At 68.1% G+C, this 25,217-nt stretch carries 24 protein-coding genes; 12 read left to right on the forward strand and 12 right to left on the reverse strand.

Annotated elements, in window-relative coordinates:
* Positions 1–32 precede the first annotated feature (32 nt).
* From J4O73_RS03985 to J4O73_RS03995, 3 genes are all read right to left on the reverse strand, one after another.
* Positions 33–1,202 carry a polysaccharide biosynthesis/export family protein gene (locus J4O73_RS03985; protein WP_426214756.1) on the reverse strand — a complete coding sequence of 390 codons (1,170 nt, stop codon included), beginning with the start codon at positions 1,200–1,202 and terminating at the stop codon, positions 33–35.
* A gap of 158 nt (positions 1,203–1,360) precedes the next feature.
* Entirely contained in the window at positions 1,361–1,588 is a 228-nt protein-coding gene (locus J4O73_RS03990; RefSeq protein WP_426214757.1) for a Flp family type IVb pilin, read from the reverse strand.
* Between the two features lie 88 nt (positions 1,589–1,676).
* On the reverse strand, positions 1,677–1,919 hold the full coding sequence (locus J4O73_RS03995) for a DUF3072 domain-containing protein (RefSeq protein WP_426214759.1): 243 nt from the start codon (positions 1,917–1,919) through the stop codon (positions 1,677–1,679).
* A gap of 244 nt (positions 1,920–2,163) precedes the next feature.
* Between J4O73_RS03995 and J4O73_RS04000 the strand changes: the two genes are divergently transcribed.
* From J4O73_RS04000 to J4O73_RS04020, 5 genes are all read left to right on the forward strand, one after another.
* Positions 2,164–3,105 carry a lytic transglycosylase domain-containing protein gene (locus tag J4O73_RS04000; RefSeq protein ID WP_426214760.1) on the forward strand — a complete coding sequence of 314 codons (942 nt, stop codon included), beginning with the start codon at positions 2,164–2,166 and terminating at the stop codon, positions 3,103–3,105.
* Between the two features lie 198 nt (positions 3,106–3,303).
* Positions 3,304–4,260, forward strand: a complete 957-nt coding sequence (locus tag J4O73_RS04005) for a helix-turn-helix transcriptional regulator (protein WP_426214920.1) — start codon at positions 3,304–3,306, stop codon at positions 4,258–4,260.
* 177 nt (positions 4,261–4,437) lie between these two features.
* Positions 4,438–5,286: a serine O-acetyltransferase gene (cysE, locus tag J4O73_RS04010; protein WP_426214762.1), complete on the forward strand. Its 849-nt coding sequence runs from the start codon at positions 4,438–4,440 to the stop codon at positions 5,284–5,286.
* An 89-nt stretch (positions 5,287–5,375) separates the two neighbouring features.
* Complete coding sequence (locus J4O73_RS04015) at positions 5,376–5,588, forward strand: DUF3126 family protein (RefSeq protein ID WP_243957216.1); 213 nt, start codon at positions 5,376–5,378, stop codon at positions 5,586–5,588.
* 102 nt (positions 5,589–5,690) lie between these two features.
* Positions 5,691–6,020 carry a DUF6949 family protein gene (locus J4O73_RS04020; RefSeq protein ID WP_426214764.1) on the forward strand — a complete coding sequence of 110 codons (330 nt, stop codon included), beginning with the start codon at positions 5,691–5,693 and terminating at the stop codon, positions 6,018–6,020.
* Between the two features lie 6 nt (positions 6,021–6,026).
* On the opposite strand, the gene J4O73_RS04025 is transcribed toward J4O73_RS04020, so the two are convergent.
* A complete protein-coding gene (locus J4O73_RS04025) occupies positions 6,027–6,665 on the reverse strand; it encodes a transglutaminase-like cysteine peptidase (protein ID WP_426214922.1) in 639 nt (212 codons plus the stop codon).
* A 404-nt stretch (positions 6,666–7,069) separates the two neighbouring features.
* Here J4O73_RS04025 and J4O73_RS04030 point away from each other — a divergent pair, with 404 nt between their 5' ends.
* Entirely contained in the window at positions 7,070–7,327 is a 258-nt protein-coding gene (locus J4O73_RS04030) for a hypothetical protein (RefSeq protein WP_378968047.1), read from the forward strand.
* Positions 7,328–7,332: 5 nt separating this feature from the next.
* Here J4O73_RS04030 and J4O73_RS04035 read toward each other — a convergent pair whose 3' ends face one another.
* The 7 genes from J4O73_RS04035 to J4O73_RS04065 form a co-directional block, all read right to left on the reverse strand.
* Positions 7,333–7,941 carry a transglutaminase-like cysteine peptidase gene (locus J4O73_RS04035; protein ID WP_426214924.1) on the reverse strand — a complete coding sequence of 203 codons (609 nt, stop codon included), beginning with the start codon at positions 7,939–7,941 and terminating at the stop codon, positions 7,333–7,335.
* 272 nt (positions 7,942–8,213) lie between these two features.
* The gene (locus J4O73_RS04040; protein WP_426214766.1) at positions 8,214–9,944 is read right to left on the reverse strand and encodes an AMP-binding protein; all 1,731 of its coding nucleotides are present in this window, start codon (positions 9,942–9,944) and stop codon (positions 8,214–8,216) included.
* 106 nt (positions 9,945–10,050) lie between these two features.
* On the reverse strand, positions 10,051–10,824 hold the full coding sequence (locus tag J4O73_RS04045) for an enoyl-CoA hydratase (protein WP_426214768.1): 774 nt from the start codon (positions 10,822–10,824) through the stop codon (positions 10,051–10,053).
* Positions 10,824–11,717, reverse strand: a complete 894-nt coding sequence (mmsB, locus tag J4O73_RS04050) for a 3-hydroxyisobutyrate dehydrogenase (RefSeq protein WP_426214770.1) — start codon at positions 11,715–11,717, stop codon at positions 10,824–10,826. The genes J4O73_RS04045 and mmsB overlap by 1 nt, the downstream gene beginning before the upstream one ends.
* 175 nt (positions 11,718–11,892) lie before the next feature.
* Positions 11,893–12,933, reverse strand: coding sequence for an enoyl-CoA hydratase/isomerase family protein (locus J4O73_RS04055; protein WP_426214772.1), 1,041 nt, complete (start codon positions 12,931–12,933; stop codon positions 11,893–11,895).
* Positions 12,933–14,075, reverse strand: coding sequence for an acyl-CoA dehydrogenase family protein (locus tag J4O73_RS04060; protein ID WP_426214774.1), 1,143 nt, complete (start codon positions 14,073–14,075; stop codon positions 12,933–12,935). The genes J4O73_RS04055 and J4O73_RS04060 overlap by 1 nt, the downstream gene beginning before the upstream one ends.
* 208 nt (positions 14,076–14,283) lie before the next feature.
* Positions 14,284–15,780, reverse strand: coding sequence for a CoA-acylating methylmalonate-semialdehyde dehydrogenase (locus J4O73_RS04065; protein ID WP_378968033.1), 1,497 nt, complete (start codon positions 15,778–15,780; stop codon positions 14,284–14,286).
* A gap of 133 nt (positions 15,781–15,913) precedes the next feature.
* Here J4O73_RS04065 and J4O73_RS04070 point away from each other — a divergent pair, with 133 nt between their 5' ends.
* The 6 genes from J4O73_RS04070 (at position 15,914) to J4O73_RS04095 (ending at position 24,518) form a co-directional block, all read left to right on the forward strand.
* The gene (locus J4O73_RS04070; protein ID WP_426214776.1) at positions 15,914–16,822 is read left to right on the forward strand and encodes a LysR family transcriptional regulator; all 909 of its coding nucleotides are present in this window, start codon (positions 15,914–15,916) and stop codon (positions 16,820–16,822) included.
* Positions 16,823–17,079: 257 nt separating this feature from the next.
* The gene (gene ispG / locus J4O73_RS04075; protein WP_378968029.1) at positions 17,080–18,399 is read left to right on the forward strand and encodes a flavodoxin-dependent (E)-4-hydroxy-3-methylbut-2-enyl-diphosphate synthase; all 1,320 of its coding nucleotides are present in this window, start codon (positions 17,080–17,082) and stop codon (positions 18,397–18,399) included.
* 329 nt (positions 18,400–18,728) lie between these two features.
* Positions 18,729–20,696, forward strand: a complete 1,968-nt coding sequence (locus J4O73_RS04080; RefSeq protein WP_426214778.1) for a potassium transporter Kup — start codon at positions 18,729–18,731, stop codon at positions 20,694–20,696.
* A gap of 531 nt (positions 20,697–21,227) precedes the next feature.
* The gene (locus J4O73_RS04085; protein WP_426214780.1) at positions 21,228–21,704 is read left to right on the forward strand and encodes a (2Fe-2S)-binding protein; all 477 of its coding nucleotides are present in this window, start codon (positions 21,228–21,230) and stop codon (positions 21,702–21,704) included.
* Positions 21,701–24,046 (forward strand): molybdopterin cofactor-binding domain-containing protein, encoded by a 2,346-nt coding sequence (locus J4O73_RS04090; RefSeq protein WP_426214782.1) that lies wholly within the window; start codon positions 21,701–21,703, stop codon positions 24,044–24,046. Before J4O73_RS04085 ends, J4O73_RS04090 begins: the two co-directional genes overlap by 4 nt.
* A gap of 73 nt (positions 24,047–24,119) precedes the next feature.
* Positions 24,120–24,518 (forward strand): hypothetical protein, encoded by a 399-nt coding sequence (locus tag J4O73_RS04095; RefSeq protein WP_426214784.1) that lies wholly within the window; start codon positions 24,120–24,122, stop codon positions 24,516–24,518.
* Positions 24,519–24,636: 118 nt separating this feature from the next.
* Here J4O73_RS04095 and J4O73_RS04100 read toward each other — a convergent pair whose 3' ends face one another.
* Positions 24,637–25,197, reverse strand: coding sequence for a hydrolase (locus J4O73_RS04100; protein WP_426214926.1), 561 nt, complete (start codon positions 25,195–25,197; stop codon positions 24,637–24,639).
* Between the last annotated feature and the right edge of the window lie 20 nt (positions 25,198–25,217).

Raw genomic sequence — 25,217 nt, forward strand, 5'->3', positions numbered from 1 at the left:
AGCGGCGTATCCCTGTGTTCCGTCTCTCGAGGCTACCGTGCGGTGCTGTACACGGCTGCCGCCGAGGCGACAGGGCCCGTGAGGGTGGAGAACACGCCCAGCACCTTCTGGACCTCGGTGAACGGCGCGTTCGACACGTAGAGCAGATCGCGGTTGCGCATCCGGAACGCCTGCGCCGTGAACAGGCTGTTCGGGTCGCGCATGTCGATCCGGTACACCACCGGCACCAGCGGCGTGCCCGTCAGCTTCGAGCCCGGGGCGAGGCGGCGCACGATGGGCGCCGGCTCGAACCGGAAGATGAAGGTGCCCGCCGGATCGGCCTGGAAGTCCGACAGGCCGCGCGCCTTGGCCAGCGCCTGCGCCAGGGTGATGCCGTCCGCCTGGAACGGCAGTTCCGTCGCATTGCCGAGCGCGCCCACCGCCAGGAAGGTCTGCGGGTCGCGCACCAGCGTCAGCACGTCGCTTGGCCGGAGGAAGATGTTCTCCTTCGGGTTCGACACCACCGTCGTCAGCGGCACCGTGGCCGTCACCTGCCCGCGCGATAGCCGCACGAAGGTCTCGGACACCGGCGAGCGCACGCCGCCCGCGCTCGCGATCACATCGAGCAGGCGGTCGCCATGGCCCGACAGCGGCAGGCGGGCGCCCGCCACGGCTTCGCCGGTCACCGTGACGGTTTGCGAGATCGGCTTGGTGACCGAGACGAGCACCTGCGGCTGGATGGCCTTGCCCGCCAGTTCGTTCTCGATCAGCGCCTGCACGTCCTGAGGCCTGCGCCCGGCGACCTGGATGCGACCGGCATAGGGAACGGAGATCGCGCCGTCGCGGCCCACCGGCTGCTCGGGGATGAGCGCGGATTTGGAGCCCGCCGAGAAACGGTCGGCCACGAGCGGGCCGGAGAACAGGCCGCCGGACCCGGCCTCCCAGACCGAGACGGCGACCATGTCGCCGACGCCGATCAGCGGCTCGGCGGAGGGGCGGTGATCGCCGAAGGAGGCGAGCAGGCTGTCGAGGGGGCGCCCGCGCAGGGCCTCGATGACGGCGGGGGTGACGTCGATGATCTCGTAGCGGGCGAGCAGGCCGCCGCCGGTTCCCGCCACCTCGGCTCCCGACTGGATCGCCTGGGCCGTCGGTCCCGCCGCAGGCAGGAGCGTGCAGCCCGACATCGCCACCGTGGCGAGCAGGATGATCGGAAAGATGCGCATCCAGCGGGTATCCATGGGTCCGCAGCATTCGGGTCCGCGGATATCGTGCCTAACCCATGGGCTGGCGCGAGTCCGTAGCAGGCCCGCCACACTGGCTACCGCACGCCGGAGAAAGCGCGATAATCCTCGCTACCCCCACTGTTCCAGTGAAGTCGGCCTCAGTTGACCTGCGCGATCGTCGTGCCGATCCGGTCGTAGACGCCATCGAGTTTGGCGCCGTAGAGCTTGAGGGTCCCAGCGATCACCGCGAAGATCAGGCCGCCGATCATGGCGTATTCGATGGCGGTGGCGCCACGCGTATCACCGAGGAAGCGCGCGAGGCCGAGCAGCCCGGGATGGCGGCCGGTGAGGAAACCTCTGGTTGGGTTTTCTGTCGGCTCGCACATCGTCCCGAAACCGGTGGGCCGCCCCGTCTCACGGACGGTGGTGGTCCCATGGCATAACCCACCGGGATTGCTGCGGACTTAACGTGATTTAGGCGTGGCCCGCCTTATGTCGCAACGCATCGATCCGTTTCGAGGCTTCGGCCTTGTCGAGGTCATCGTCAAACGCGTCGGGTTCCTTGGCCTCCTCGGACAAGGTCTTGAGATAGGAGGCCTGCGCGCCGGTCATCGGCTCGCCGCCGGTCGTCCACTGGTCCGGATCCTTGATCTGGTTCGAACTGTCCTTCGGATCGATCTTGGGGTTCTCCGCCTCGGTCGCGTTCTGCTTGGCCATCGGGCCCTCCGTTCCTGAATTGTTCTATCCAACGGCGAGGATGAGGCGTGGTTCCCCGTCTTCCACAGGAGGTTGAAGCACTCTGTGGCCATGCGAACACAGGCTGCAGCGAGAGCGCGATGTGGCGGTGAAGGCGCCCTGGGACCCCCATTCCGCCGTCACTCCGCCGGCTCAAGGCCGTTTTCCGGCCTCATTTTCCGGTGACCCAGCTTAACCATAGAATAAGCAGCACCCGGGTCTCGGAATGCACCGCCTCTTCCTTGCTGCCGCCATCGCGGTCGCGCCAGCATCCGCCTTCGCACAGACGGCGCGCGACAACATCGATGTGCTGATCGAGCAGCAGGCAAAGGCCAATGGAGTGCCGGCGAGCTTCGTGCACGCCGTCGTCAAGCGCGAGAGCAATTACAACCCGAAGGCGAAGGGCGGCAGCGCCCTCGGCCTCATGCAGATCAAGCACGCCACGGCCCGGTCCCTTGGCTATACGGGCGACGCGGCGGGCCTCTACGATCCCGAGACCAACCTGCGCTACGGCGTCGCTTATCTGGCGGGGGCCTATCGCACCGCGCAGGGCAACCTTCACCAAGCCTACCAATACTACAACCGCGGCTATTATTACGCGGCCAAGCGCCAGGGCATTCCGACGGTTGTCGCCTCGACCGTCGCACCCGTGGCGGCCTCCGCCAGCGCTCTGGCGAGCCTGTTCACCGGCCGCACGCCCCCGGCTCCCGTGCCCGTCGCCATGGCCTATGCCGCTGCCGAGCCGGTGCAGGTCGAGGCGGTCGAGGTACCGCTGCCGCCCCGGCGGCCCGCCGCCCTCGCCGGTGGCGCGCAGGTGCAGTTCGCGAGCCTGACCACCGATGCTCCGTCCTCCGGCGCTCCCGCCGCACAGGTCGCCGTCGCGGCGGTCGAGGTACCCTTGCCGCCCCGGCGGCCGACCGGCTTCGGCGACGCGGTGCAGGTGGCCTCGGCCCCCTCGGCCGGAACGACGCCCGCCGCCCTGACCGAGCTTCGCCTGTCGCCGCCCCCTGCCACGGCCGAGATTGCCGCTGCCGCGCAGGTCGACGCGGTCGCCGTGCCGCTGCCGCCCCGACGCCCGGCGCCGAAGCTCCTGGCCTTCTCATCACCGGCGCGTCCAGCCCCCGTGACGGCGACGGTGCAGGAGGCCGTGGCACTTCCGCCGCAATAGAATTGTGCAATGCGCAAAAGGTATTGCCCTTCGGCCTTCTCGAGGCTTGACCACCGGGTCGTTCCGCAACACATAAGCACGACACCGTAGTCGAGGCCCCCATGAGGTGCCTGTGCGCCCGTGAGAGGCGGATGCGGTAACATCGAATTCATCCGGGGTCGGGTAAGCTGGCACGAACGCGTCGCGTCGCGCCTTCCGATCCCTGTCGGAACGCTTGGCTGCCGTACGCGTCCGGGCGGACCGGCGTCCCCCAATGGCAGGAAAGCGAACGGCGCCATGGCCGGCGTGATCGACCAGGAGAACCACTTCCTCGCGGATCTCGGCCGCCGGGTGCGCCATGCGCGTACCGTGCGTGGCCTGTCCCGCAAGGTGCTCTCGCAGCTCTCGGGACTATCCGAGCGCTACATCGCGCAATTGGAAGGCGGGCAGGGCAACGTCTCGATCATCCTGCTGCGGCGGGTGGCCAACGCCATGGGCGTGCGGCTCGACGACCTCATCACCGGAGACGACAGCGTCCCCGATTGGCCCGTGATCCGGGATCTTCTCACCAAGGCGGATCCCGGCCAGATCGCGGCGGCCAAGGACATCCTGTCCGGCGGCAACCGCAACGAAGCCTCGAACGGGGCGCGGGTGGCGCTCATCGGCCTGCGTGGCGCGGGCAAGTCGACCCTCGGCAAGCTCGCGGCCGAGCGTCTGGGCTGGACCTTCGTGGAGCTCAACGCCGAGATCGAGCGTGAGAACGCCCTCTCGGTGCAGGAGATCTTCGCGATCTACGGCCAGGAGGGCTACCGCCGCCTGGAGCAGGCAGCCCTGCGGCGGCTCACCGAGCAGCCTGGCCCGCTCATCCTCGCGACGAGCGGCGGTATCGTTGCCGAGCCGCTGACCTACGATCTGCTGCTTCAGGCCTTCTACACGGTCTGGCTGCGTGCCCGGCCGGAAGAGCACATGAACCGCGTGCGCGAACAGGGGCACCTGCCGACCACCGGGGATCACGCTTCGGCGATGCAGGAATTGCGGGCCGTGCTGGCGAGCCGCGAGCCGCTCTATGCCCGAGCCGCCGCGCAGGTTGACACCTCGGACATTCCCGTGCCGATGATGCTCGACCGGCTGACCGCAACAATCGAGACCCGGTTCGGCCTCGCCCGGGCCGGGTGACAGCAGCCCGGCGCACACCAGCCCCGCGCACCGGCCACCCTTGAACGCACCGGTGCGGCACACCACGCTGTCTCACGAGTGTCCGAAGGGATGATTCCTTCGGTGGGGTCCAGGGATGAACCCCTGAGTTGAGCAAGACCCCGGAATTCAGTGACAGGTCACCACGGGCGTGGGAGCATGAGCGCAAGTCCAGCCTTCAACACCAAGACGGATCTCGCCGTCTGCGATCCCGTTTGGTCGCGGGTGCGGGACGAGGCCGAGGAGGTGTTGCGCACCGAGCCGCAACTCGCCTCGCTGATGGTCGCCACGGTGCTGAACCATCCGACGTTGGAGGCGGCGGTCGCGCACCGGGTCGCAGCGCGGCTCGGGCATCCGTCGTTACCGGCAGAGCTGATCGCCCATTCCTTCCATGAGGCGATCCAGGCCGATCCCTCCATCGGTGCCGCCTTCCGGGCGGATATCGGGGCGGTGATCGACCGCGACCCCGCGACTTTGCGCGCCCTTGAGCCGGTCCTGTATTTCAAGGGCTTCCACGCCCTCGAAGCCCACCGCCTCGCCCACCACGTATGGAACCGCGGACGGCGCGATCTGGCCCTCTACCTCCAGAGCCGTGTCTCGGAGGTGTTCCAGTGCGACATCCACCCCGCCGCGCGGATCGGCCGGGGCGTGTTCCTCGACCATGCCACCGGCCTCGTCGTGGGCTCGACGGCGGTGATCGAGGACGACGTGTCGATCCTGCACGCGGTGACGCTGGGCGGCACCGGCAAACAGCGCGGCGACCGTCACCCGAAGATCCGCCGCGGCGTGATGATCGGCGCCGGGGCCAAGATCCTCGGCAATATCGAGGTCGGTGCCTGCGCCCGCGTCGCCGCGGGCTCGGTGGTGCTCCGGCCCGTCCCGCCCAACACGACGGTGGTGGGCGTGCCCGCCCGCGTCGTCGGGACGGCGGGCTGCGACGATCCGGCCCGCGCGATGGACCAGCTCGTCGCCCTGGATGCGTTCATCCATGTGGGAGAGGGGATCTAGCCGCCCGCCCTGCGGCACCGCTTGCGGTGGGGATGTCCCCGTGGCAATCGCTGCCCCTCGCTCCACGCCGCCAGCGGAGAACAGACAGCGTGACCAAATCCGAGATCGCGAAGCTGCAAGCCTACATGCGCCGCACCTTCGCGAACACCAACATCCGCATCCAGGCCATGAAGACCGGCGACACGGCCGAGGTGTTCATCGGCGAGGAGTCGATCGGCGTGGTCGCGGACGACAAGGAGGACGGCGACGATTCCTTCGTGTTCCGCATGGCCATCCTCGATATCGACCTCGAGGACGTCTGAGGCGCGAACCGCCTGTGCACCGGTTAACGCTAAGTAAACTCTCTGCTTAACGTTCGGTAAACGATGGATCAGAGTACGCGGGCCATTCCGGGACCGCGTGCCATGACGATCAGCGCCGCCGCATTCGACGCCCTGCGCACCCTGTGCATCGGCTTCGCCCTGTCGGGGCTGCTCGCCAGCGCGTTCGAATTGTTCGCCGCGCGGCGGGCGAGCTTCAACCTGCTGGAGCGGGGCGGCGTGCTGACCGTGGTGGCGTTGCCGCTCCTCGCCTTCTCGGCGCCCTTCATCATCCTGCGCAACACCGTGCGGGGCCGCCGCATCGAGGGGCGCCCCGTCCCCTTCGTGATGCTGGCGACGATGATCGCCTGCGGCTGGAGCCTCCTCTCGGGCCGCCTCGCCCTGAACCTCGCGGCGATGATCGCCGGAGTGTGACGGCCCTTACGGCTCGGCGGTCGCGACCTTCGCACCTTCTCCCCGGCCATCCTCCTCCAGGGACACCCAGGCCGTGCCCTCCTGTCCCGCGCGCTTCACGAAGCTGTAGGGCACGCGCTTCCAGGGACGGATCTCGTCGGTCTTGTTGTCGAGGATGAAATCGCCCCGGTCAGTGCGCACGGTCAGCACCGCATGGCCTTCGTTGATGTCGTCGATCACCACCGTCATCAGCAGCGCCCGCCGGGACAGGCCGCGCTCGGCGAGCATGCGCCGCTTGAGCAGCTGGTAATCCTCGCAATCGCCGAAGCCGTCATCGGGAAAGTCCCAGCGATCGACCACGCCCCAATGGGCCTTGTCGGTCATCGGCTTGATCCGGCCGTTCACCCGGGCATTCACGCTGCGCAGGGTTCGCCATGTGGCGAGCGTCAGAGGAATCACCTTGGGCTGCGCGGGATCGATGGTGCATTCCTCGGGCATGCGTCGGCAAAAATCGGCCCAGCCGGCGATGCTGCGCGTCGGCGGCCCACCTGGTTCGAAAACGCTGTCGGGAAGGTCAGTGCCGCGATGAGCGTGGGTCGTCGCACTGCCCAGGGTGAGAATGAGCCCGACGATGGCGAGGCTGAAACCCTGGCGTGCCCGACCCATGAGAGGACCGGCGCGCCATCGCCCGGCGGTCCAATCGCCGAAGGGAAAGCCCGGAATGCCCGCTCCCTTGACCATGCCCCCATCCCAGCGCCGCATGACGATGGGAGGCTTGCACGCTCTGGTTGAACAGACAACTGAAAAATGAACGGGAGTTAACTGACTGGCCGAAGCAGAGGTTCCATCAACGGCATCATTTTTTGACGCAGAGCTTCGCCCTTACCTATGCGTCAAGGGAATATCGGCCCTGCGATCGGCCCGGTAACCCATTCGCGCCCTTGCTTTTCTGTCCCTTTGCCGGCTTGAAATGCGCCGCCCGACGCGGCCGAGCGCGGTGCCCTATCGAACTTCGTCGCAAGAATGCGGCCACGGCACGGCACCGTGACCCAGAGTTGAGGACGTCATTCATGCAGCCCGCTATCCAGCAGGTGATTCGAGCCCTCGCCGAGGATGGCCGGGTCGGGGCCCTCGGTCTCGCGGAGCACGCGGTGAACGCCTATCTCGAGGGTTCCCCCTCGGCCGGTGACCGCGCCCTGTCCCTCGACATCCTCTCGCGCGATCTCGCTTCGCTGCGGGGGATCGCACCGCATCTCGCCGCCTTCATCGGCCGGGTCGAGACCTACGTGTCCGGGCTCGCCCGCACGGACCTGCCGCGCGCGGCCTGATCGTTTCAGCGATTCGCGGTGGTCACCGGAGAGGTGGCCCCGCCCAGCGAAACCCAGGCCACTGCATCCTGGCTCTCGCGCTTGATGAAGACATAGCCGGTGCGATGCCACGGCAGGACCAAATCGGTCTTGTTGTCGAGGATCAGATCGCCCCGGTCGGTCAGCAGGGTCAGCACGGCGTGACCCTCGCCCTTCTCGTCGATGACTACGGTCATCCGCATGGCCCGGCGCGGCAGCCCGGACAGGGCGAGCAGATGCCGCTTCAGCAGCTGGTAATCCTCGCAATCGCCGGAACCGTCCTCCGCGAGATCCCAGCGGTCGGCGACGTTCAGGTGCTCCATGTCGGTCAGCGGCTCGACTGCCTTGTTGATGCGCTTGTTGATCACGACGATCGTGGTCCAGATCGCGGGCGTCAGGGCAATGCGCGTGGGCTCGCTGCGGTCCACCGCACATTCCGCCGCGTAGGTCTCGCAGAACGTCACCCAGGCCGCGATCGGCCGCGCTTCGGCTTTCGGGACGATGCCGGGTTCACTCGGCAAGCTCGCCAGCGATTGGGCCTGCACGCCAGCCGCGGTGCCCATCAGGGCGACCACCGCGATCACCGCACCCCGCATCGCCTTGAGAAATCTCGCGCCCATCGCGTGTAATCCCGTGTCTCTATAGACCTAGGATTGCGCTCACCCCCCTCCTTCGCGCTGAAGCGAATGCGGACAATTTTATGCATCGGCCGTTCGGAGGGCGAAGGCCCGATGCAGAGTCGATGCGCCCCTCGCCGGATCCGCTAAATTCTTCCGATTACTGCAGGGCGCCGTTAACCGTGGGGGTCCCCACTTCGCCAACGTCATTGCGAGCGCAGCGAGGCAATGACGAGGCGCGGGGAAGGCCGTCAGCCCGCCGTCTGGTCCGGTTTGCGCTCGGCTTCGCCCTTCAGTTCCGGGAAATCGGCCTGCGTGAAGGCGATGCCGCGATACGGATCGTCGGTCACGCCGTCATGCTCCAGGCGGCGAAGCTGCACCCGGCGGATCTTGCCGGAGATGGTCTTGGGCAGCTCGTCCACGAATTCCAGGGCGCGCAGGCGCTTGAAGCCCGCGAGCTTGACGTTGGTGAAGCGGAAGATATCGAGCGCGGCCTCCGGCCCGGCCTTGGCCGAGGCGGTGAGCAACACATAGGCCTTGGGGATCAGGTAGCGGAGCGGGTCGGGCACCGGCACCACCGCCGCCTCGGCGACGAGGGGGTGCTCGATCAGCACGCTTTCCAGCTCGAACGGGCTGATCCGGTAGCCGGAGGATTTGAACACGTCGTCGGCCCGGCCAACGAAAGTGTAGCAGCCCTGCGCATCCACGAAGGCGACGTCGCCAGTGCGATAGAGGTCGCCTTCGGCGCCGGTCAGGCGTCCGCGCCCGTCATCGTAGCCCTGCATCAGCCCGGCGGGGCGGTGGGCGCCCAGTTCGAGGCAGACCTCGCCCTCGCTGGCGGGCTGGTCGTCGGCATCGAGCACACGCACCCGGTAGCCGGGCAGGGGCCGCCCGAGGGCGCCAGGCACCACGGGCTGGCCGGGCGTATTCGCCATCAGCGCGGTGGTCTCGGTCTGGCCGTAACCGTCGCGAATGGTAAGGCCCCAGGCCGACTTCACCCGCTCGATCACCTCGGGATTCAGGGGCTCACCCGCCGCGCAGACCTCGCGCAGCTTGAGGGTCCGTCCGTTCAGCTCCTCCTGGATCACCATGCGCCAGACGGTCGGCGGGGCGCAGAGCGTCGTGGCGCCGGTCTTCTCCAGTTGGTCCAGCAGGATGCGGGCGTTGAACGGCGCCTGATTGATCACGAGGATCGTCGCCCCCGCATTCCAGGGCGCGAACAGCGACGACCACGCGTGCTTGGCCCAGCCGGGGGAGGAGACGTTGCAATGCTGGTCGCCGGGCTGGAGCCCGAGCCAGTACATCGTGGACAGGGCGCCGACCGGATACGAGCGGTGGCTGTGGCGTACCAGCTTCGGCTTCGCGGTGGTGCCGGAGGTGAAATAGAGGATCAGCGGATCCTCGGCCCCGGTCGGTTGGCTGGGGGAGAAGGTGTCCGGCGCCGCGAACGCCTCGTCGAAGGCGCGCCAGCCGTCCGTGGCCGGGCCGGTGACGATGCGGATCACGCCCGTCGTATCGAGCGTAGCGAAGCGCGAGACCTGCTCCGGCCCGGCCACGATGGCCTTGGCCCGGCCGCGCTCCAGCCGGTCGGCCAGTTCCTCGGCGGTGAGCAGGGTGGTGGCGGGGATCACCACCACGCCGAGCTTCATGGCGGCGAGGAAGGTCTCCCACAGGGCGGGTACGTTGCCGAGCAGCAGGAGCAGGTGGTCGCCTCGCTCCAGGCCGAGGCCTGCGAGGTGGTTCGCCACCTGGTTCGAGCGGCGGCTCAATTCACCGAAGGTGAGCGATTGCTCGGCTCCGGTCGCGGCCTCCACGATGCGCAGGGCCGGGCGGTCGGGATAGTCGGCGGCGAGGCCGGCATCGAACCAGTCGAGCGCCCAGTTGAACGGCACCGGATCGGGCCACGCGAAGGCCTCGACGGCAGCGGCGTAATCCGTGCGATGGGCCAGCAGCAGATCGCGGGCTTCCCGGAAGCTCGGCATGATGTCCTCCCCTCTTCTTATTCGTCTCGCGTTGCCCCTCCCTCATCCTGAGATGCCGCTCACGCGACGGCGCCTCAGGATGAGGCTGGAGAGGGGAAACCCGGTGTCACTTATGAGAAAACATCGCCGGGCGCTTCTCCACGAAGGCGGCCATGCCCTCCTTCTGGTCCTCGGTGGCGAACATGGCGTGGAACACCCGCCGCTCGAAGCGCAGACCCTCGGTGAGGGTGGTCTCGTAGGCGCGGTTCACCGCTTCCTTGGTCATCATCGCGCTGGGCTTGGACATGCCGGCGATGGCGGTCGCGGTCTTCACCGCCTCCTCGACGAGGTCGGCGGCGGGGACGATGCGCGAGGCGAGGCCGCAGCGCTCGGCTTCCGCCGCATCCATCATCCGGCCGGTGAGGCACATCTCCATGGCCTTGGCCTTGCCGACGTAGCGGGCCAGCCGCTGGCTGCCGCCCATGCCAGGCATGACGCCGAGCTTGATCTCCGGCTGGCCGAACTGCGCCGTGTCGGCGGCGAGGATGAAATCGCACATCATCGCCAGTTCACAGCCGCCGCCCAGCGCGTAGCCCGCCACCGCCGCGATGATCGGCGTGCGCACGGCGTTGAACCGGTCCCAGTCGGCGAAGCGATCCTTGCCGTAGACCTCGGCATAGGTGAGGTGCTGCATCTCCTTGATATCGGCACCCGCCGCGAAGGCCCGCTCCGAGCCGGTGATGACGATGCAGCCGATCTCCGGATCCGCATCGGCCTTGGTCACCGCCTCGATCACCTCGGCGGTGAGCTGCGCGTTGATCGCGTTGAGGGCCTTCGGCCGGTTGAGCGTGAGGAGGAGAACCCGCCCCCGCGTCTCGGTGAGAATGGTCTCGAAGCTCATCACGCCTTTCCTTCCGTGCCGCGGAGCATACGGATGATGGCGGAAAAGTCCTCACCCCCGTGGCCGAGGCCCTCGAACAAACCGTAGATCTGTGCCGCTTCGGCGCCGAGCGGCGTCGAGGCACCGGCCGCCAGCGCGGCGGCCTGGGCGAGGCGCAGGTCCTTCAGCATCAGCGCGGCAGCGAAGCCCGGCTTGTAGCCGTTGTTGGCGGGCGAGGCGGGCACGGGACCCGGCACCGGACAATAGCTCGTCAGAGACCAGCACTGGCCGGAGGAGACCGAGGCGACATCGTAGAGCGCCTCGTGCGACAGGCCGAGCTTCTCGCCCAGCGCGAAGGCCTCGCAGACGCCGATCATCGAGATGCCGAGGATCATGTTGTTGCAGATCTTGGCCGCCTGACCGGCCCCGGCCTGCCCACAATGGAACACGTTCTTGCCCATGGCCTTGAGCAGCGGCTCGGCCCCGGCGAAGGCGGTCTCCTCGCCGCCCGCCATGAAGGTGAGCGTCCCGGCCTTGGCGCCGCCCGTCCCGCCGGAGACCGGCGCATCGACGGAGAGGCAACCCCGCGCCTTCGCCAGGGCGTGCGCCTTGCGGGCGCTCTCGACATCGACGGTAGAGGAATCGATGAGCAGCGTACCCTCGGGGACGGCCTCGGCGATCTGCGTCCAGACTTCAATGACGTGGCGTCCGGCGGGGAGCATGGTGATCACCACCTCGGCGCCTTGAGCGGCTTCGAGGGCCGAGCCGACCACCGTCACGCCCGCCTCGCGGGCGAGGTCGAGGGAGGCGGGCACGAGGTCGAAGCCGCGGACACTATGCCCGGCCTTCACGAGGTTGGCGGCCATGGGTCCGCCCATGTTGCCGAGCCCAATGAAGCCGATCGTGCGTGCCATTGTGGTCCTCCCTGTCCCTGTTGGTCTCCCACCCACACCCTCATCCTGAGGTGCCCGCGTCGGCGGGCCTCGCAGGAGGGCTCCAGATCGCTCCGAGAATCCTGGAGCCCTCCTTCGAGGCTGCTTCGCAGCACCTCAGGATGAGGCCGAGAGTGGGCGGCAATTGGTGTTCACCTCACACCGGCCCGGTGCGATCCTTCGAAAACACCGGCTCCGCCCGCGTCTCCAGCCATCGCGCGATCCGGGCGGGATCGACCTGATCGAGGCGCGGCGGGTTCCAACGGGGCGACTTGTCCTTGTCGATCACCACCGCGCGGATTCCCTCGCGGAAATCGCCTTCTTCCAGCACCGCGAGGGAGGCGTGGAACTCGCGCTCCAGGCACGCCTCCAGGGTCGGCGCCGCGCGGCCGAGGCGCAGCAGGCAGAGCGTCAGCACGAGGCTCGTTGGCGCCTTGGTGAGGAGCACCTCTTTCGTCTCGGCCGCGAAGCCGGAACCGTCCGCGTCGAGGGCCGAGACGATCTCGTCCATCATGTCGAAGGCGAAGCAGCGGTCGATCACCGCGCGGTGGGCCTCGAGCGGCGCCTCGCCAGGGTTTTGCGCGAAGCGGGTCAAGGCCGCGTCCACCTCCTCGCCGGAAGCGAGGACCGCGATCAGGTCCGGCAGCGAGGCCGAGGGCACGAAAACGTCGGCCATGCCGCAGAGGATGGCATCGGCCGCGCCGATCTGCGCGCCGGTCAGGCCGAGATAGGTGCCAAGTTCGCCCGGCGCGCGGGGCAGGAGCCACGTCCCGCCGACATCGGGCAGGTAGCCGATGCCGGTCTCCGGCATGGCAACGCGGGAGCGCTCGGTGACGACCCTGTGCGCGGCATGGCCCGACAGCCCGACGCCACCGCCCATGGTGATGCCGTCCATCACCGCCACGAACGGCTTTTCGAACCGGCTGATGCGCGAATCGAGGCGGTATTCATCCCGCCAGAAATCTTCTGCGACGGCGGTCCCGTCCTCGTAGAGCGAGCGCAGGTCGCCGCCCGCACAAAAGGCGCGCTCGCCCTCGCCGGTCAGGAGCACGGCGGCGATGGCGGGGTCGGACGAGAAACGATCGAGCGCCGTATCGATCAGTCCGACCATCGTATGGTTCAGGGCGTTCAACGCCTTCGGACGATTGAGGCGGATACGGCCGAGCGCGCCTTCGACCTCGACGATCACCTCGTCCATCAGCGGCCTCCGATCAGCGCACGAGCGATGATCACGCGCATGATCTCGTTGGTGCCTTCGAGGATCTGGTGAACGCGCAGATCGCGAACGATCTTCTCGATGCCGTACTCGGCGAGATAGCCGTAGCCGCCGTGCAGTTGCAGGGCTTGGTTCGCCACCTCAAAGGCGGCGTCCGTCACATGGCGCTTGGCCATGGCGCAGAGCTGCGTCGCCTCCGGTGCCTTGGCGTCGAGGGCCCTGGCGGCATGGTGCAGGAAGGTCCGCGAGACGGTGAGCGCCGTCTGCATGTCGGCGAGGCGAAACTGCAGCGCCTGGAAATCGGTGAGCTTCCCGCCGAAGGCCCGGCGGTCGCCCATATAGGCCAGCGCCTTGTCGAGTGCCGCCTGAGCGCCACCCAGCGAGCAGGCGGCGATGTTGATCCGCCCGCCATCGAGGCCGCTCATGGCGATCCGGAATCCCTCGCCCTCGGCGCCGAGGCGGTTGGCCACAGGCACACGGCATCCGTCGAAGCGCACGGCGCGAGTGGGCTGCGCGTTCCAGCCCATCTTGCGCTCGTTGGCACCGAAGGAGAGGCCGGGCGTGTCCTTCTCCACCACGATGGCCGAGATGCCCTTCGGCCCCGGCTCGCCGGTGCGGACCATGCAGACATAGAGGTCGCTGGCGCCCGCGCCGGAGATGAACTGCTTTTCGCCGGTCAGGACGTAATGGTCGCCGTCGCGCTCGGCGCGTGTGCGCAACGCCGCCGCGTCGGAGCCGGAGCCCGGCTCGGTCAGGCAGTAGCTCGCGATGGTGTCCATCGCCGTGAGGCCGGGAAGAAACCGCGCCCGCTGCTCGTCCGAGCCGTAGGCGTCGATCATCCAGGCGCACATGTTGTGGATCGACAGGAAGGCCGAGACGGTCGGGCAACCCTGCGCCAACGCCTCGAAGATCAAGGCCGCCTCGATCCGCCCGAGGCCGGTGCCGCCGGATTCCTCGCGAACGTAGATCCCCGCCATGCCCAGCGCGGCGGCTTCACGGAGCGTGCCGACCGGGAAGGTCTTGGTCTCGTCCCACGCGATCGCGTGGGGGGCGATATGGTCGGCCGCGAAGGCAGCGGCCATGTCGCGGATCGCGGTCAGGTCCTCGTCGAGGCCGAATGACATGGGTGGTTCCTCCCGGTCCCGGAACGAAGCGCGAGTCGATCCCTTCGGCAAGCGGACGCCGCGAAACGGGGCGTCGTATGAAACCCACCCCGTTTTTGCGAGCGTCAGCGAAGGAATCCAGGGATGCGGGACATCCCGGAAACGTGGCGCCGCCCTGAATTGCTTCGCTTCGCTCGCAAAGACGAAGGGATCTGGCGGCGCCTCTCTTCTACCGCATGGTCGGGATCGAGAACTCCGCGCCGCTCTTGATGCCGCTCGGCCAGCGCTGCGTGATGGTCTTGGTCTTGGTGTAGAAGCGGATCGAATCCGGCCCGTGCTGGTTCAGGTCGCCGAAGCCCGAGCGCTTCCAGCCGCCGAAGGTGTGGTAGGCGATCGGAACCGGGATCGGCACGTTCACGCCGACCATGCCGGTGTTCACGCGGGTGGTGAAGTCGCGGGCGGCATCGCCGTCCTGGGTGAAGATCGCGACGCCATTGCCGTACTGGTGCGTCGAGGGAAGGGCGAGCGCCTCCTCGTAATCCTTCGCCCGTACCACCGAGAGCACCGGCCCGAAGATCTCTTCCTTGTAGATCGTCATGTCCGGGGTCACGTGGTCGAACAGCGAGCCGCCGAGGTAGAAGCCGTTCTCATAGCCCTGGAGCTTGAAGCCGCGCCCGTCGACGGCGAGCTTCGCGCCTTCCTTCACGCCGGTCTCGATATAGCCGCGCACCTTCTCCACCGCCTCGCGAGTGACGAGCGGGCCGTAATCGGCAGCCTCGTCATGGGACGGGCCGATCTTCAGAGCCTCGACGCGGGGGATCAGCCGCTCCATCAGGCGGTCGCCGGTCTTCTCGCCCACCGGCACCGCGACCGAGATCGCCATGCAGCGCTCGCCCGCCGAGCCGTAGCCCGCGCCGATCAGCGCATCGACCGCTTGGTCCATGTTCGCATCGGGCATGATGATCATGTGGTTCTTGGCGCCACCGAAGCACTGGGCGCGCTTCCCCGTCTGCGCGGCGCGGACGTAGATGTACTCGGCGATCGAGGACGAGCCGACGAAGCCGACAGCCGAGATATCCTCGTCATCGAGGATCGCGTCGACCGCCTCCTTGTCGCCGTTCACGACGTTGAGGATGCCCGGCGGCAGGCCTGCCTCCAGGAAGATCTCGGCGATGCGCATCGGCACGCCCGGATCGCGCTCGGAGGGCTTCAGGATGAAGGCGTTGCCGCAGGCGATGGCCGGGGCGCACTTCCACAGCGGGATCATGGCCGGGAAGTTGAAGGGCGTGATGCCCGCAACCACGCCGAGCGGCTGGCGCAGGGAATACACGTCGATGCCGGTGCCGGCCGATTCGGTGTACTCGCCCTTCAGCAGGTGCGGGATGCCGCAGGCGAACTCGACCACCTCGACGCCGCGCTGGATGTCGCCCTTGGCGTCGGGCACCGTCTTGCCGTGCTCGGAGGCGAGGAGTTCGGCCAGTTCCTGGTTGTAGCCGCGGATCAGCTCCAGGAAGCGCATCATGACGCGGGCGCGCTTCTGCGGGTTGGTCGCCGCCCAGGCCGGCTGGGCCGCCTTGGCGTTCTCGACCGCCGCGCGCATCTCGGCGCGGCTCGCCAGCGCGACCTTGGCCTGGACCTCGCCGGTCGAGGGGTGGAACACATCGGCCGTCCGGCCGCTCTCGCCGCCGACGATACGGCCGCCGATGAAATGTCCGACGTTGCGCATGGCGCACCTCCCTATGAAATCTGCCGAATCCGGCTTTTGGCTGACGTTAGCAGAGACCGCTGAACGATAAAGCTGGACCGGCTCGCAGCGGTCGTGCATCGATGCACGACGTTTGTTACCGGCTTGGTGGGCGATGGTCGCGAAGAGGGTCACCGGAAGCTGGGACGATCTGCGCTTCTTCCTCGCGGTCGCCCGCACCGGGACGCTGAGCGCCGCCGCCGGGCAGACAGGCACGGAGCACACCACGGTCGGGCGCCGCATCCGCGCGCTGGAAGAGACCCTCAGCGCGCAGCTCTTCCACCGCAGCAACCTCGGCTACGCGCTGACGGAAGCGGGCGAGAATCTGCTCGCCGCCGCGGAGAGCATGGAGAGCGCCTTCGTCTCGGCCAGCGCGGCAACGGAGGCCGCCCACACGGTGTCCGGCACGGTGCGGATCGGCGCGCCGGACGGGTTCGGCAGCGTCTTCCTCGCGGCCCGGATGCACCGGCTGACACGGCGGCATCCGGGGTTGGAGGTGGAGATCATGGCCACGGCCCGGATCTTCAGCCTGTCGAAGCGCGAGGCCGACATCGTGGTCAGCCTGTCACCGCCGCAGCAGGCGCGGGTAGTGGCGCGCCGCCTCACCGATTACCGGCTCTTCGTCTATGGCGCCGAGAGCTACCTCGCAAAGCACCCGCCGATCCAGTCCGTCGCAGACCTCGAAGGGCATCCCTTCGTCGGCTACATCGAAGACATGCTGTTTACGCGCGAATTGAACTATCTCGGCGTGCTCGGACCGGCGGTTTCGGCGCGGCTGCGCTCCACCAATCTGCTGGCGCAGGTCCACGCGACGCTCGCTGGAGCGGGCCTGTGCATCCTGCCCGCCTTCATCGCCGCCGCCCATCCGGGCCTGAGGGCGGTGCTGCCGGAAGCGGTATCGCTGACGCGCGCCTTCCACATGCACATCCACGAGGATCACCGGCAGGCCGCCCCGATCCGCGCGGTGGCGGCCTTCATCGCGAGCGAAGTCGAGGGCGCGCGGGAGCTGTTCGCGGGCGCGTGATGGCGTCGCGCGCAGGTCACAGGCCGGTCAAATCGCCCCACCAAGCTCGACATCGCCCCGGGGATGGGACAAGAGGCAGGCTGAATGGGCTCGCGCCGGGTTGACTTGATTCCGCGCCGCGCCGTTCGCAGCTAAGATGCTGGATAGATCAGTCTTCGCGCCACGCGGCCCCGGATCGCCCGAAGCGGTCCCCCTGGCCGCCCTCCTGCCATGCGGCGGGCTCGGGGCGCAGGTGGAAGTCTAAGGAAGCGAACGTCATGGAAGCCGGCAGCGACAGCGAGAACCTCTTCACCGGTGGCTCCCTCGCCGGCCTCGGCCCGGAGATCGCCGGTCCCACCCCGCGCCACCGCACGGTCGGCGTCACGGTCGGTGAGGGCGAAGGTGCGGTGACGGTGGGCGGCGGTGCGCCGATCGTCGTCCAATCCATGACCAACACCGACACGGCCGATATCGACGCCACCGTCGCGCAGGTCGCCCAACTCGCCCGCGCGGGCTCGGAGCTGGTGCGCATCACGGTCGACCGCGATGAAGCCGCAGCCGCCGTGCCGAAGATCCGCGAGCGCCTGGACCGCATCGGCGTCCACGTGCCGCTCGTGGGCGACTTCCACTATATCGGCCACAAGCTCCTGTCCGAGCATCCGGCCTGCGCCGAGGCGCTGGCCAAGTACCGGATCAACCCGGGCAATGTCGGCTTCAAGGAGAAGAAGGACACCCAGTTCTCGACCATCATCGAGCAGGCGATCAAGTACGGGAAGACCGTGCGCATCGGTGCCAACTGGGGCTCCCTCGACGAGGCCCTGCTCACGCACCTGATGGACGAGAACGCCAAGTCCCCGCGTCCGATCGATGCCCGCGCCGTCATGCGCGAGGCGATGGTCCGTTCGGCCCTGGGCTCGGCCAAGCGCGCGGAAGAGCTCGGCCTCGGCAAGGACAGGATCATCCTCTCGGCCAAGGTCTCGGCGGTGCAGGATCTCATCGCCGTCTACCGCGAGGTCGCCCGCCGCTCGGATTACGCGATCCATCTCGGCCTCACCGAGGCGGGCATGGGCACCAAGGGCATCGTCGCCGCCTCGGCCGCCATCGGCGTCCTGCTGCAGGAAGGCATCGGCGACACGATCCGCTACTCGCTCACCCCCGAGCCGGGCGGCGACCGCACGGTGGAGGTGAAGGTCGCGCAGGAGCTCCTGCAGACCATGGGCTTCCGCACCTTCGTACCGCTGGTCGCGGCCTGCCCCGGCTGCGGGCGCACCACCTCGACGACGTTCCAGGAACTGGCCCGCGACATCCAGAACTGGATCACCACCTCCATGCCGGAGTGGAAGAAGACCTATCCGGGCGTCGAGAGTCTGAATGTGGCCGTGATGGGTTGCATCGTGAACGGCCCCGGCGAATCGAAGCATGCCGATATCGGCATCTCTCTGCCGGGCACAGGCGAGAGCCCCACCGCCCCCGTCTTCATCGACGGCAAGAAGGCGATGACGCTGCGCGGCGCGACGCTGGCCAAGGACTTCGAGACCATCGTCATCGACTATATCGAGCGCCGCTTCGGCCAAGGCAGCCGTACCGCCGCCGAGTAAGGGATCGTTCCCCTCGATCCCCCTCATCCTGTGGTGCGGCGACAGCCGCCTCGAAGGAGGCCTCCTTCGCGGCACCTCAGGACGAGGTCTAAGCTGGAATGGATGCCGGCGTCCTGGCCGGCCTTCCGGAATGAGGGGATATCGGGGGCGAACTGCGTCGTCACCGCAACCCCACATGGTTCCCGCCCGCACGGGAGCATGATAGGCAAGCGACAAGACCCCGAGTGCCGGCCAGCCCGGCGGATCCTTCGCGCCCCGATGGCCCACGAACCGGACCGCGAAGAGCCGCACCGCCCGCCGCTGGCCGAGCGGACAATTTCGACACCCCCATGAACCAGACTGCCGTACCGGGCTCCACCGCCCAGCCTGATGCAGCGCCCGGAGAGACGGACGGGCCCACGCCCTCCGGCGCCCTGGACGCCCCTGAGCGGGCGGAGACCCGGCAGGGCCATGCCAAGTTCGGCACCCTGCTCGTCGGCTCGATCGGCGTCGTCTACGGCGACATCGGCACGAGCCCCCTCTACGCCTTCCGCGAGGCGCTGAGCCCGGCCAAGAGCGACAACATCCTCCTGCCGGAGGAAGTGCTCGGTACGGTCTCGCTCATCCTGTGGGCGCTGTTTCTGATCGTGACCGTGAAATACGTCGCGATCCTGCTGCGCATGGACAACAACGGCGAGGGCGGCATCCTCTCGCTCATGGCGCTCGCCCGTAAGGCGCTCGGCGGCTCGCGTGTGGTGTTCATGCTCGGGCTGATGGGCGCTGCGCTGTTCTACGGCGACGCGGTGATCACCCCGGCCATCTCCGTGCTCTCGGCGGTGGAGGGGTTGAAGCTCGTCACCCCCGCCTTCGAGGAATACGTGCTGCCGATCACGGTGGCGATCATCGTCGCCCTGTTCCTCGTGCAGAACCGAGGCACGGCCAAGGTCGCGGCCTTCTTCGGCCCGCTCACCATCATCTGGTTCCTGGCCATGGCGGCGGCGGCCCTGCCGCACATCGCCCTTCACCCGGAGGTGTTCCGTGCCGCCAACCCCTGGCACGCGGTGAACTACCTCCTCGGGCACGGCACAGGCGCTCTGGTGGCGCTCGGCGCCGTGTTCCTGGCGGTGACAGGGGCCGAGGCGCTGTTCGCCGATCTCGGCCATTTCGGGCGTAAGCCGATCCAGGTGGCGTGGCTCTGCCTCGTCTTCCCCGCGCTCGCCCTGAACTATCTGGGCCAGGCCGCCCTGGTGATCGAGAAGCCCGAGACCTCGGACCCCTTCTTCCAGATGGTGCCCGCCTGGGGCCTGCTGCCGATGGTCGTTCTGGCCACGATCGCCACCGTGGTGGCGAGCCAGGCGGTGATCACCGGCGCGTTCTCACTGTCGCGGCAGGCGATCCAGCTCGGCCTGCTGCCGCGTCTGGAAATCCGCCACACCTCCGAATCCCATGCGGGGCAGATCTACCTGCCGCAGATCAACTCGCTCCTGCTGATCGGCGTCGTGCTGCTGGCGATCCTGTTCAAGACCTCGTCGTCGCTGGCCTCGGCCTACGGCATCGCGGTCACGGGCACGATGCTGCTCACCGCCTCCATGACCTATCTGGTGATGTGGCGGATGTGGAAATGGTCGCCCATCGCGGCGGCGGCGGCGATGCTGCCATTCATCGTGGTGGAGTTCCTCTTCCTGCTCTCGAACCTCATCAAGGTGGTCGAGGGCGGCTACGTGCCCCTGTTGCTGGCTGCCGCCCTGGTAATCCTGATGTGGACCTGGGTGCGGGGCGTGACGATCCTGTTCAACAAGACCCGCAAGACCGACGTGCCGCTGACCGAGCTCGTCGCCATGCTGGAGAAGAGCCCGCCCCACCACGTGCGCGGCACCGCCGTGTTCCTGACGAGCGATCCCGAGATCGCACCGGCGGCGCTCCTGCACAACCTGAAGCACAATAAGGTGCTGCACGAGAAGAACGTCGTGCTCACGGTGGAGACGGTCGACACCCCCCGCTCGAACGAGGCGGACAAAGTGCGCATCGACCCCGTCGGCCCGCATTTCTACCGGGTGGTGATGAAGTTCGGCTACATGGAGACACCGAACATCCCGAAGACGCTGACGCTGTTGCGCCGCCAGGGCTTCAAGTTCGACATCATGGCGACGTCGTTCTTCCTGTCCCGCCGCTCGATCCGCCCGGCCGCCCATTCGGGCATGCCGCTGTGGCAGGACCGGATCTTCATCACGCTGGCCAAGAACGCCAACGATGCCACGGACTTCTTCCAGATCCCCACGGGACGCGTGGTCGAGGTCGGGACGCAGGTGACGGTGTAGATCGCCAGGGGGAATGATCGACATTCTCGTCGAGGACGACCCCCATGCCGATCAACGTCAACGATCCCGAGGCTGAGGCGCCGCTTCGCCTCCCTGGTGGGGGTCGGCATCACCGAAGCGATCGCCGCCCGTCTCACCGATGAACCGGAAGCCGGACGGATCTCGGCGGCGCTCGCCTCCGCAAGCCGATCCATGACCTCGCCCATCGCGGTCCTTGAGGCGGCCGTCATGGGCTCCCTCTTGGCGATGGCTTGCACGACGCAGCCGCACGCTTCCTCGGCGTGCCGATCCTCGCCACAGACGACGGGTTCTGCAGGACGGATCCGGAAACGGCGCCTTGGCGGGGATTAGCCGCCCTCCACCGACGTGCGCCACCGCACATGCACGATGATCGCGCATTGCGACCGAACCGGCGCCTCCTTACACCCGTTCCAATTGAGCGCATTCGCTGCATTCACCTTTCCGGACGGCGTGCCTCCGGCCGCTGCCCTTCGGACCGCCTCGCGAGCGGTCCCGACGCGAGGGACACCAATGATCAAGCTCACCGTGAACGGGGCTGCCCGCAGCTTCGACGGCGATCCCGACATGCCGTTGCTCTGGTACCTGCGCGACGAGGTCGGGCTCACCGGATCGAAGTTCGGTTGCGGCGCGGCTTTGTGCGGCGCCTGCACCATCCATCTCGGCGGCACCGCCGTACGCTCCTGCGTCACCCCGGTCTCGGAGGCCGAGGGCAAGGAGGTCGTCACGATCGAGGGGCTGTCGCCGGATGGCAACCATCCGGTCCAGGTCGCGTGGCGCGATCAGAACGTCGCGCAGTGCGGCTACTGCCAGGGCGGCCAGATCATGCAGGCGGCCTCGCTCCTCAAGGAGACGCCCAAGCCCACCGATGCGCAGATCGACGATGCCATGAGCGGCAACATCTGCCGTTGCGGCACCTATCCGCGCATCCGCGCCGCCATCCACCAGGCCGCAGGTCAGACTGCCGCCCCGAAGGGAGAGCGCCTGTGATTCACGATCTCAAGTTGATGGCTGAACAGGCCGCTCAAGAATCGGCGACCCGTCCGGCGCTCGCCAATGTCAGCCGCCGCGGCATCCTCGGCGGCGCGGGCGCCCTCGTGCTCGCCCTGTCCCTGCGCACCCCGGCCAAGGCCGACGAGACGCAGACCCAGGAGCAGAAGGAGCACAAATACGGCGCCGACGGCATGCCGCATGGCTGGCGCGACGACCCGAAGGTCTTCATCGCCATCGCCCCGGACGGCACCGTCACGGTGACGAACCATCGCTCCGAGATGGGCCAGGGTGTGCGCACCTCCATCGCGCTCACCGTCGCCGACGAGCTCGAGGCCGATTGGCCGAAGGTGAAGGTCGTCCAGGCCTATGGTGACGAGAACCGCTTCGGGAACCAGGACACGGACGGCTCTCGGTCGCTCCGCCATTTCTTCCAGCACTTCCGCCACGCCGGCGCGGCGATGCGCGCGATGCTGATCGAGGCGGCCGCCAAGCAGTGGGGCGTGCCGGCTTCCGAGGTGACGGCCAAGAACCACACGCTGACCCACGCCAAGTCCGGCAAGACGCTGGGCTACGGCGCGGTGGCCGAGGCGGCGGGCAAGCTCGCCGTCCCGACACAGGTCAAGCTGAAGGACCCGAAGGAGTTTCGCTACATCGGTACCGGCAAGATCGGGCTGATTGATAACTTCGACATCACGACCGGCAAGGCGATCTACGGCGCCGACACCAAGCTCGACGGGATGCTGTACGCGGCCATCGCCCGCCCGGCGGTCTATGGCGGCAAGGTGAAGTCCTTCGACGACACCGAGGCCAAGAAGGTCGCCGGCGTCGTGAAGATCTTCAAGATCGACGGTGGCGAGATCCCGTCCGAGTTCATGCCGCTGGGCGGCGTGGCGGTGGTCGCCAAGAACACCTGGGCGGCCCTGAAGGCTCGGGACGCCCTCAAGATCACCTGGGACGACGGCCCGAACGCCTCCTACGACACCGACGTGTTTCGCAAGGAGCTGGAGGAGACGGCGCGCAAGCCCGGTAAGGTCGTGCGGACGCAGGGCGATGTCGATGCCGCGATGGCCAAGGCCAAGAAGAAGCTGGTAGCCGAGTATTTCGTGCCCCACCTCGTCCAGGCGCCGATGGAGCCCCCGGCTGCCGTCGCGCGGGTGAAGGACGGCGTCTGCGAGGCCTGGGCCTGCACCCAGGGTCCGCAGGCGGCCAACGACCGGCTGATGAAGGCCCTCAACCTGCCCGACGACAAGGTGACGGTGAACGTCACGCTGCTCGGCGGCGGTTTCGGGCGTAAGTCCAAGCCCGATTACGTGGTCGAGGCGGCCCTGTGCAGCCGTGAGGTCGGCGGCGCGCCGGTGAAGCTGTCCTGGACCCGTGAGGACGACATCCACCACGGCTACTACCACACCATCTCGGCCGAGCGGATCGAGGCGGGGCTGGACGAGAAGGGTATGCCGGTGGCGTGGCTCCACCGGTCCTGCGCACCGACGATCGGCTCGATCTTCGCGCCGGATCCGAAGCACGAACTGCCGTTCGAGCTCGGCATGGGCCTCGTGAACACGCCCTTCGCGATCCCGAACATGCGGATGGAGAACCCGGAAGCCGCCGCCCATGTGCGGATCGGCTGGTTCCGCTCGGTCTCGAACATCCCGCACGCCTTCGCGATCCAGTCCTTCGTCTCGGAGCTGGCCCACGAGGCGGGACGCGACCCGAAGGAGTACCTGCTCGATCTCATCGGCCCCGCCCGCAAGATCGACCCGACCTCTATCGGCGACGTCTGGAACTACGGCGAGGATCCGTCCCGCTATCCGATCGACACGGGCCGCCTGCGCGGCGTGATCGAGGCCGCCGCCAAGGGCGCCGGCTGGGGTCGCAAGATGGAGAAGGGCCGGGGTCTCGGCATTGCCGGGCACTACAGCTTCGTCACCTACACGGCGGTCGCCGCCGAGGTGGAGGTCGATGCCAAGGGTCAGGTGAAGGTGCAGGCCATCGACATCGCCGTCGATTGCGGGCCGCAGGTGAACCCGGAGCGTATCCGGTCGCAGATGGAGGGCGCGGTGGTCATGGGGATGGGGCTCGCCCTCACCTCCGAGATCACGTTCAAGCAGGGCCGTGCCCAGCAGAACAACTTCGACGGCTACGAGATCATCCGGATCGACGCCGCCCCGAAGGTCGTTCGCGTCCACCTCGTGCCGACGGGCAACTACGACGGCCCGCTCGGGGGTGTCGGCGAACCGGGCGTCCCGCCCGTGGCGCCCGCCATCGCCAACGCGATCTTCGCCGCCACCGGCCGCCGCATCCGGCAGTTGCCGATCCGCGATCAGGCCACCAGCGCCTGAACCCGGCCGCGATCCGGTGCGTTGGGCGCGTAAGCGTTCTCCGCACCGGATTCGCGACCGAGGAAAGTTTCACATGATGCGTCCTACCCGTGCCGTCGCCGTGGTCATCACGGCCGGTGCCCTCGTCACATCCGGACTTCCTGCGTTCGCCTCTCCCTGCTCGGAGCAGATCGAAGCCCTGTCGGGCAAGGTGAAGGCCGAGACCAAGGACGCAATTGCCGCCAACACGAGCGGGCAAGCGGCGGCCGCCAAGCGGGGTGGAGAGGGTGTCACCGGCACCGAGGGCCAGCGCAAGGACGATGCGCCCGAGGCCCCGCCGGAGAAGTCGGCCGAAGCGGGCAAGGGTGCCGATGCCGCGCAGCAGGCCCGGGTCGCTTTGGAAGAGGCCAAGGTCGCCGACAAGAAGGGCGACGCCAAGGGCTGCGAAGCGGCCATCGAGCGGGCGAAGTCGCAGCTCGGCAAGGCGCCCTAAGCCTCACCCCGTCATCGCGAGCGAAGCGACCCAGGGATGCGGGACGTTTCCGGGCTTTGTGTATCCCTGGCTTGCTTCGCTCCGCTCGCAAAGACGATGAGGGTGACAAGGCTCGGGCCTACCTGACCCCCACCTCCCCACACCGCGCGAGAAACCGCGCCTGCGCCTCGGCGGTGGGCCAGGGCTCGGCAAGCGCCAGCACGGCCTCTGGCAAGGCCACCGCCGGGCCGAAATAGCGGGCGGCCTCCTCCTCCGAGAAGCCCGCGAGCTGGACGGCCTCGATATGGGCCGCGATCCGGTCGGCCCGCTTCACGAGCCGGGTGAGGGCGGGGGACGGTGCCGACACGCCGAACCGCTGGCGCACGGCGGCGAGCAGCCGCTTCTCGACGCCCCTGTAGGCATCACCGATCGCCGCCTTGAGGGGCGAGATGATGTCGCCCACCACGTATTCGGGCGCATCGTGCAGCAGAAGTTCGAGCCCCTCGGCATCGGTGCAGGCCGGGGCGAGGTGGCGTCCGACGCCCTCCACCAGCAGGCTATGCTGCGCCACCGAGAAGACATGCGGCCCGGCCGTCTGCCCGTTCCAACGCGCGACGCGGGCGAGGCCATGGGCGATATCGGCGATCTCGATATCGAGCGGCGACGGATCGAGCAGATCGAGGCGGCGCCCGGAGAGCATCCGCTGCCAAGCCCGCGGCA

The sequence above is a fragment of the Methylobacterium sp. NFXW15 genome (genome assembly GCF_049887755.1).
GTDB lineage: Bacteria > Pseudomonadota > Alphaproteobacteria > Rhizobiales > Beijerinckiaceae > Methylobacterium.

What these genes read in the sequence shown, in the direction of transcription:
- J4O73_RS03985 (WP_426214756.1), bottom strand. Translation starts at nt 1,202, where the DNA reads ATGCGCATCTTTCCGATCATCCTGCTCGCCACGGTGGCGATGTCGGGC.
- J4O73_RS03990 (WP_426214757.1), bottom strand. Translation starts at nt 1,588, where the DNA reads ATGTGCGAGCCGACAGAAAACCCAACCAGAGGTTTCCTCACCGGCCGC.
- J4O73_RS03995 (WP_426214759.1), bottom strand. Translation starts at nt 1,919, where the DNA reads ATGGCCAAGCAGAACGCGACCGAGGCGGAGAACCCCAAGATCGATCCG.
- J4O73_RS04000 (WP_426214760.1), top strand. Translation starts at nt 2,164, where the DNA reads ATGCACCGCCTCTTCCTTGCTGCCGCCATCGCGGTCGCGCCAGCATCC.
- cysE (WP_426214762.1), top strand. Translation starts at nt 4,438, where the DNA reads ATGAGCGCAAGTCCAGCCTTCAACACCAAGACGGATCTCGCCGTCTGC.
- J4O73_RS04020 (WP_426214764.1), top strand. Translation starts at nt 5,691, where the DNA reads ATGACGATCAGCGCCGCCGCATTCGACGCCCTGCGCACCCTGTGCATC.
- J4O73_RS04025 (WP_426214922.1), bottom strand. Translation starts at nt 6,665, where the DNA reads ATGGGTCGGGCACGCCAGGGTTTCAGCCTCGCCATCGTCGGGCTCATT.
- J4O73_RS04030 (WP_378968047.1), top strand. Translation starts at nt 7,070, where the DNA reads ATGCAGCCCGCTATCCAGCAGGTGATTCGAGCCCTCGCCGAGGATGGC.
- J4O73_RS04035 (WP_426214924.1), bottom strand. Translation starts at nt 7,941, where the DNA reads ATGCGGGGTGCGGTGATCGCGGTGGTCGCCCTGATGGGCACCGCGGCT.
- J4O73_RS04040 (WP_426214766.1), bottom strand. Translation starts at nt 9,944, where the DNA reads ATGCCGAGCTTCCGGGAAGCCCGCGATCTGCTGCTGGCCCATCGCACG.
- J4O73_RS04045 (WP_426214768.1), bottom strand. Translation starts at nt 10,824, where the DNA reads ATGAGCTTCGAGACCATTCTCACCGAGACGCGGGGGCGGGTTCTCCTC.
- mmsB (WP_426214770.1), bottom strand. Translation starts at nt 11,717, where the DNA reads ATGGCACGCACGATCGGCTTCATTGGGCTCGGCAACATGGGCGGACCC.
- J4O73_RS04055 (WP_426214772.1), bottom strand. Translation starts at nt 12,933, where the DNA reads ATGGACGAGGTGATCGTCGAGGTCGAAGGCGCGCTCGGCCGTATCCGC.
- J4O73_RS04060 (WP_426214774.1), bottom strand. Translation starts at nt 14,075, where the DNA reads ATGTCATTCGGCCTCGACGAGGACCTGACCGCGATCCGCGACATGGCC.
- J4O73_RS04065 (WP_378968033.1), bottom strand. Translation starts at nt 15,780, where the DNA reads ATGCGCAACGTCGGACATTTCATCGGCGGCCGTATCGTCGGCGGCGAG.
- J4O73_RS04070 (WP_426214776.1), top strand. Translation starts at nt 15,914, where the DNA reads ATGGTCGCGAAGAGGGTCACCGGAAGCTGGGACGATCTGCGCTTCTTC.
- ispG (WP_378968029.1), top strand. Translation starts at nt 17,080, where the DNA reads ATGGAAGCCGGCAGCGACAGCGAGAACCTCTTCACCGGTGGCTCCCTC.
- J4O73_RS04080 (WP_426214778.1), top strand. Translation starts at nt 18,729, where the DNA reads ATGAACCAGACTGCCGTACCGGGCTCCACCGCCCAGCCTGATGCAGCG.
- J4O73_RS04085 (WP_426214780.1), top strand. Translation starts at nt 21,228, where the DNA reads ATGATCAAGCTCACCGTGAACGGGGCTGCCCGCAGCTTCGACGGCGAT.
- J4O73_RS04095 (WP_426214784.1), top strand. Translation starts at nt 24,120, where the DNA reads ATGATGCGTCCTACCCGTGCCGTCGCCGTGGTCATCACGGCCGGTGCC.
- J4O73_RS04100 (WP_426214926.1), bottom strand. Translation starts at nt 25,197, where the DNA reads ATGCTCTCCGGGCGCCGCCTCGATCTGCTCGATCCGTCGCCGCTCGAT.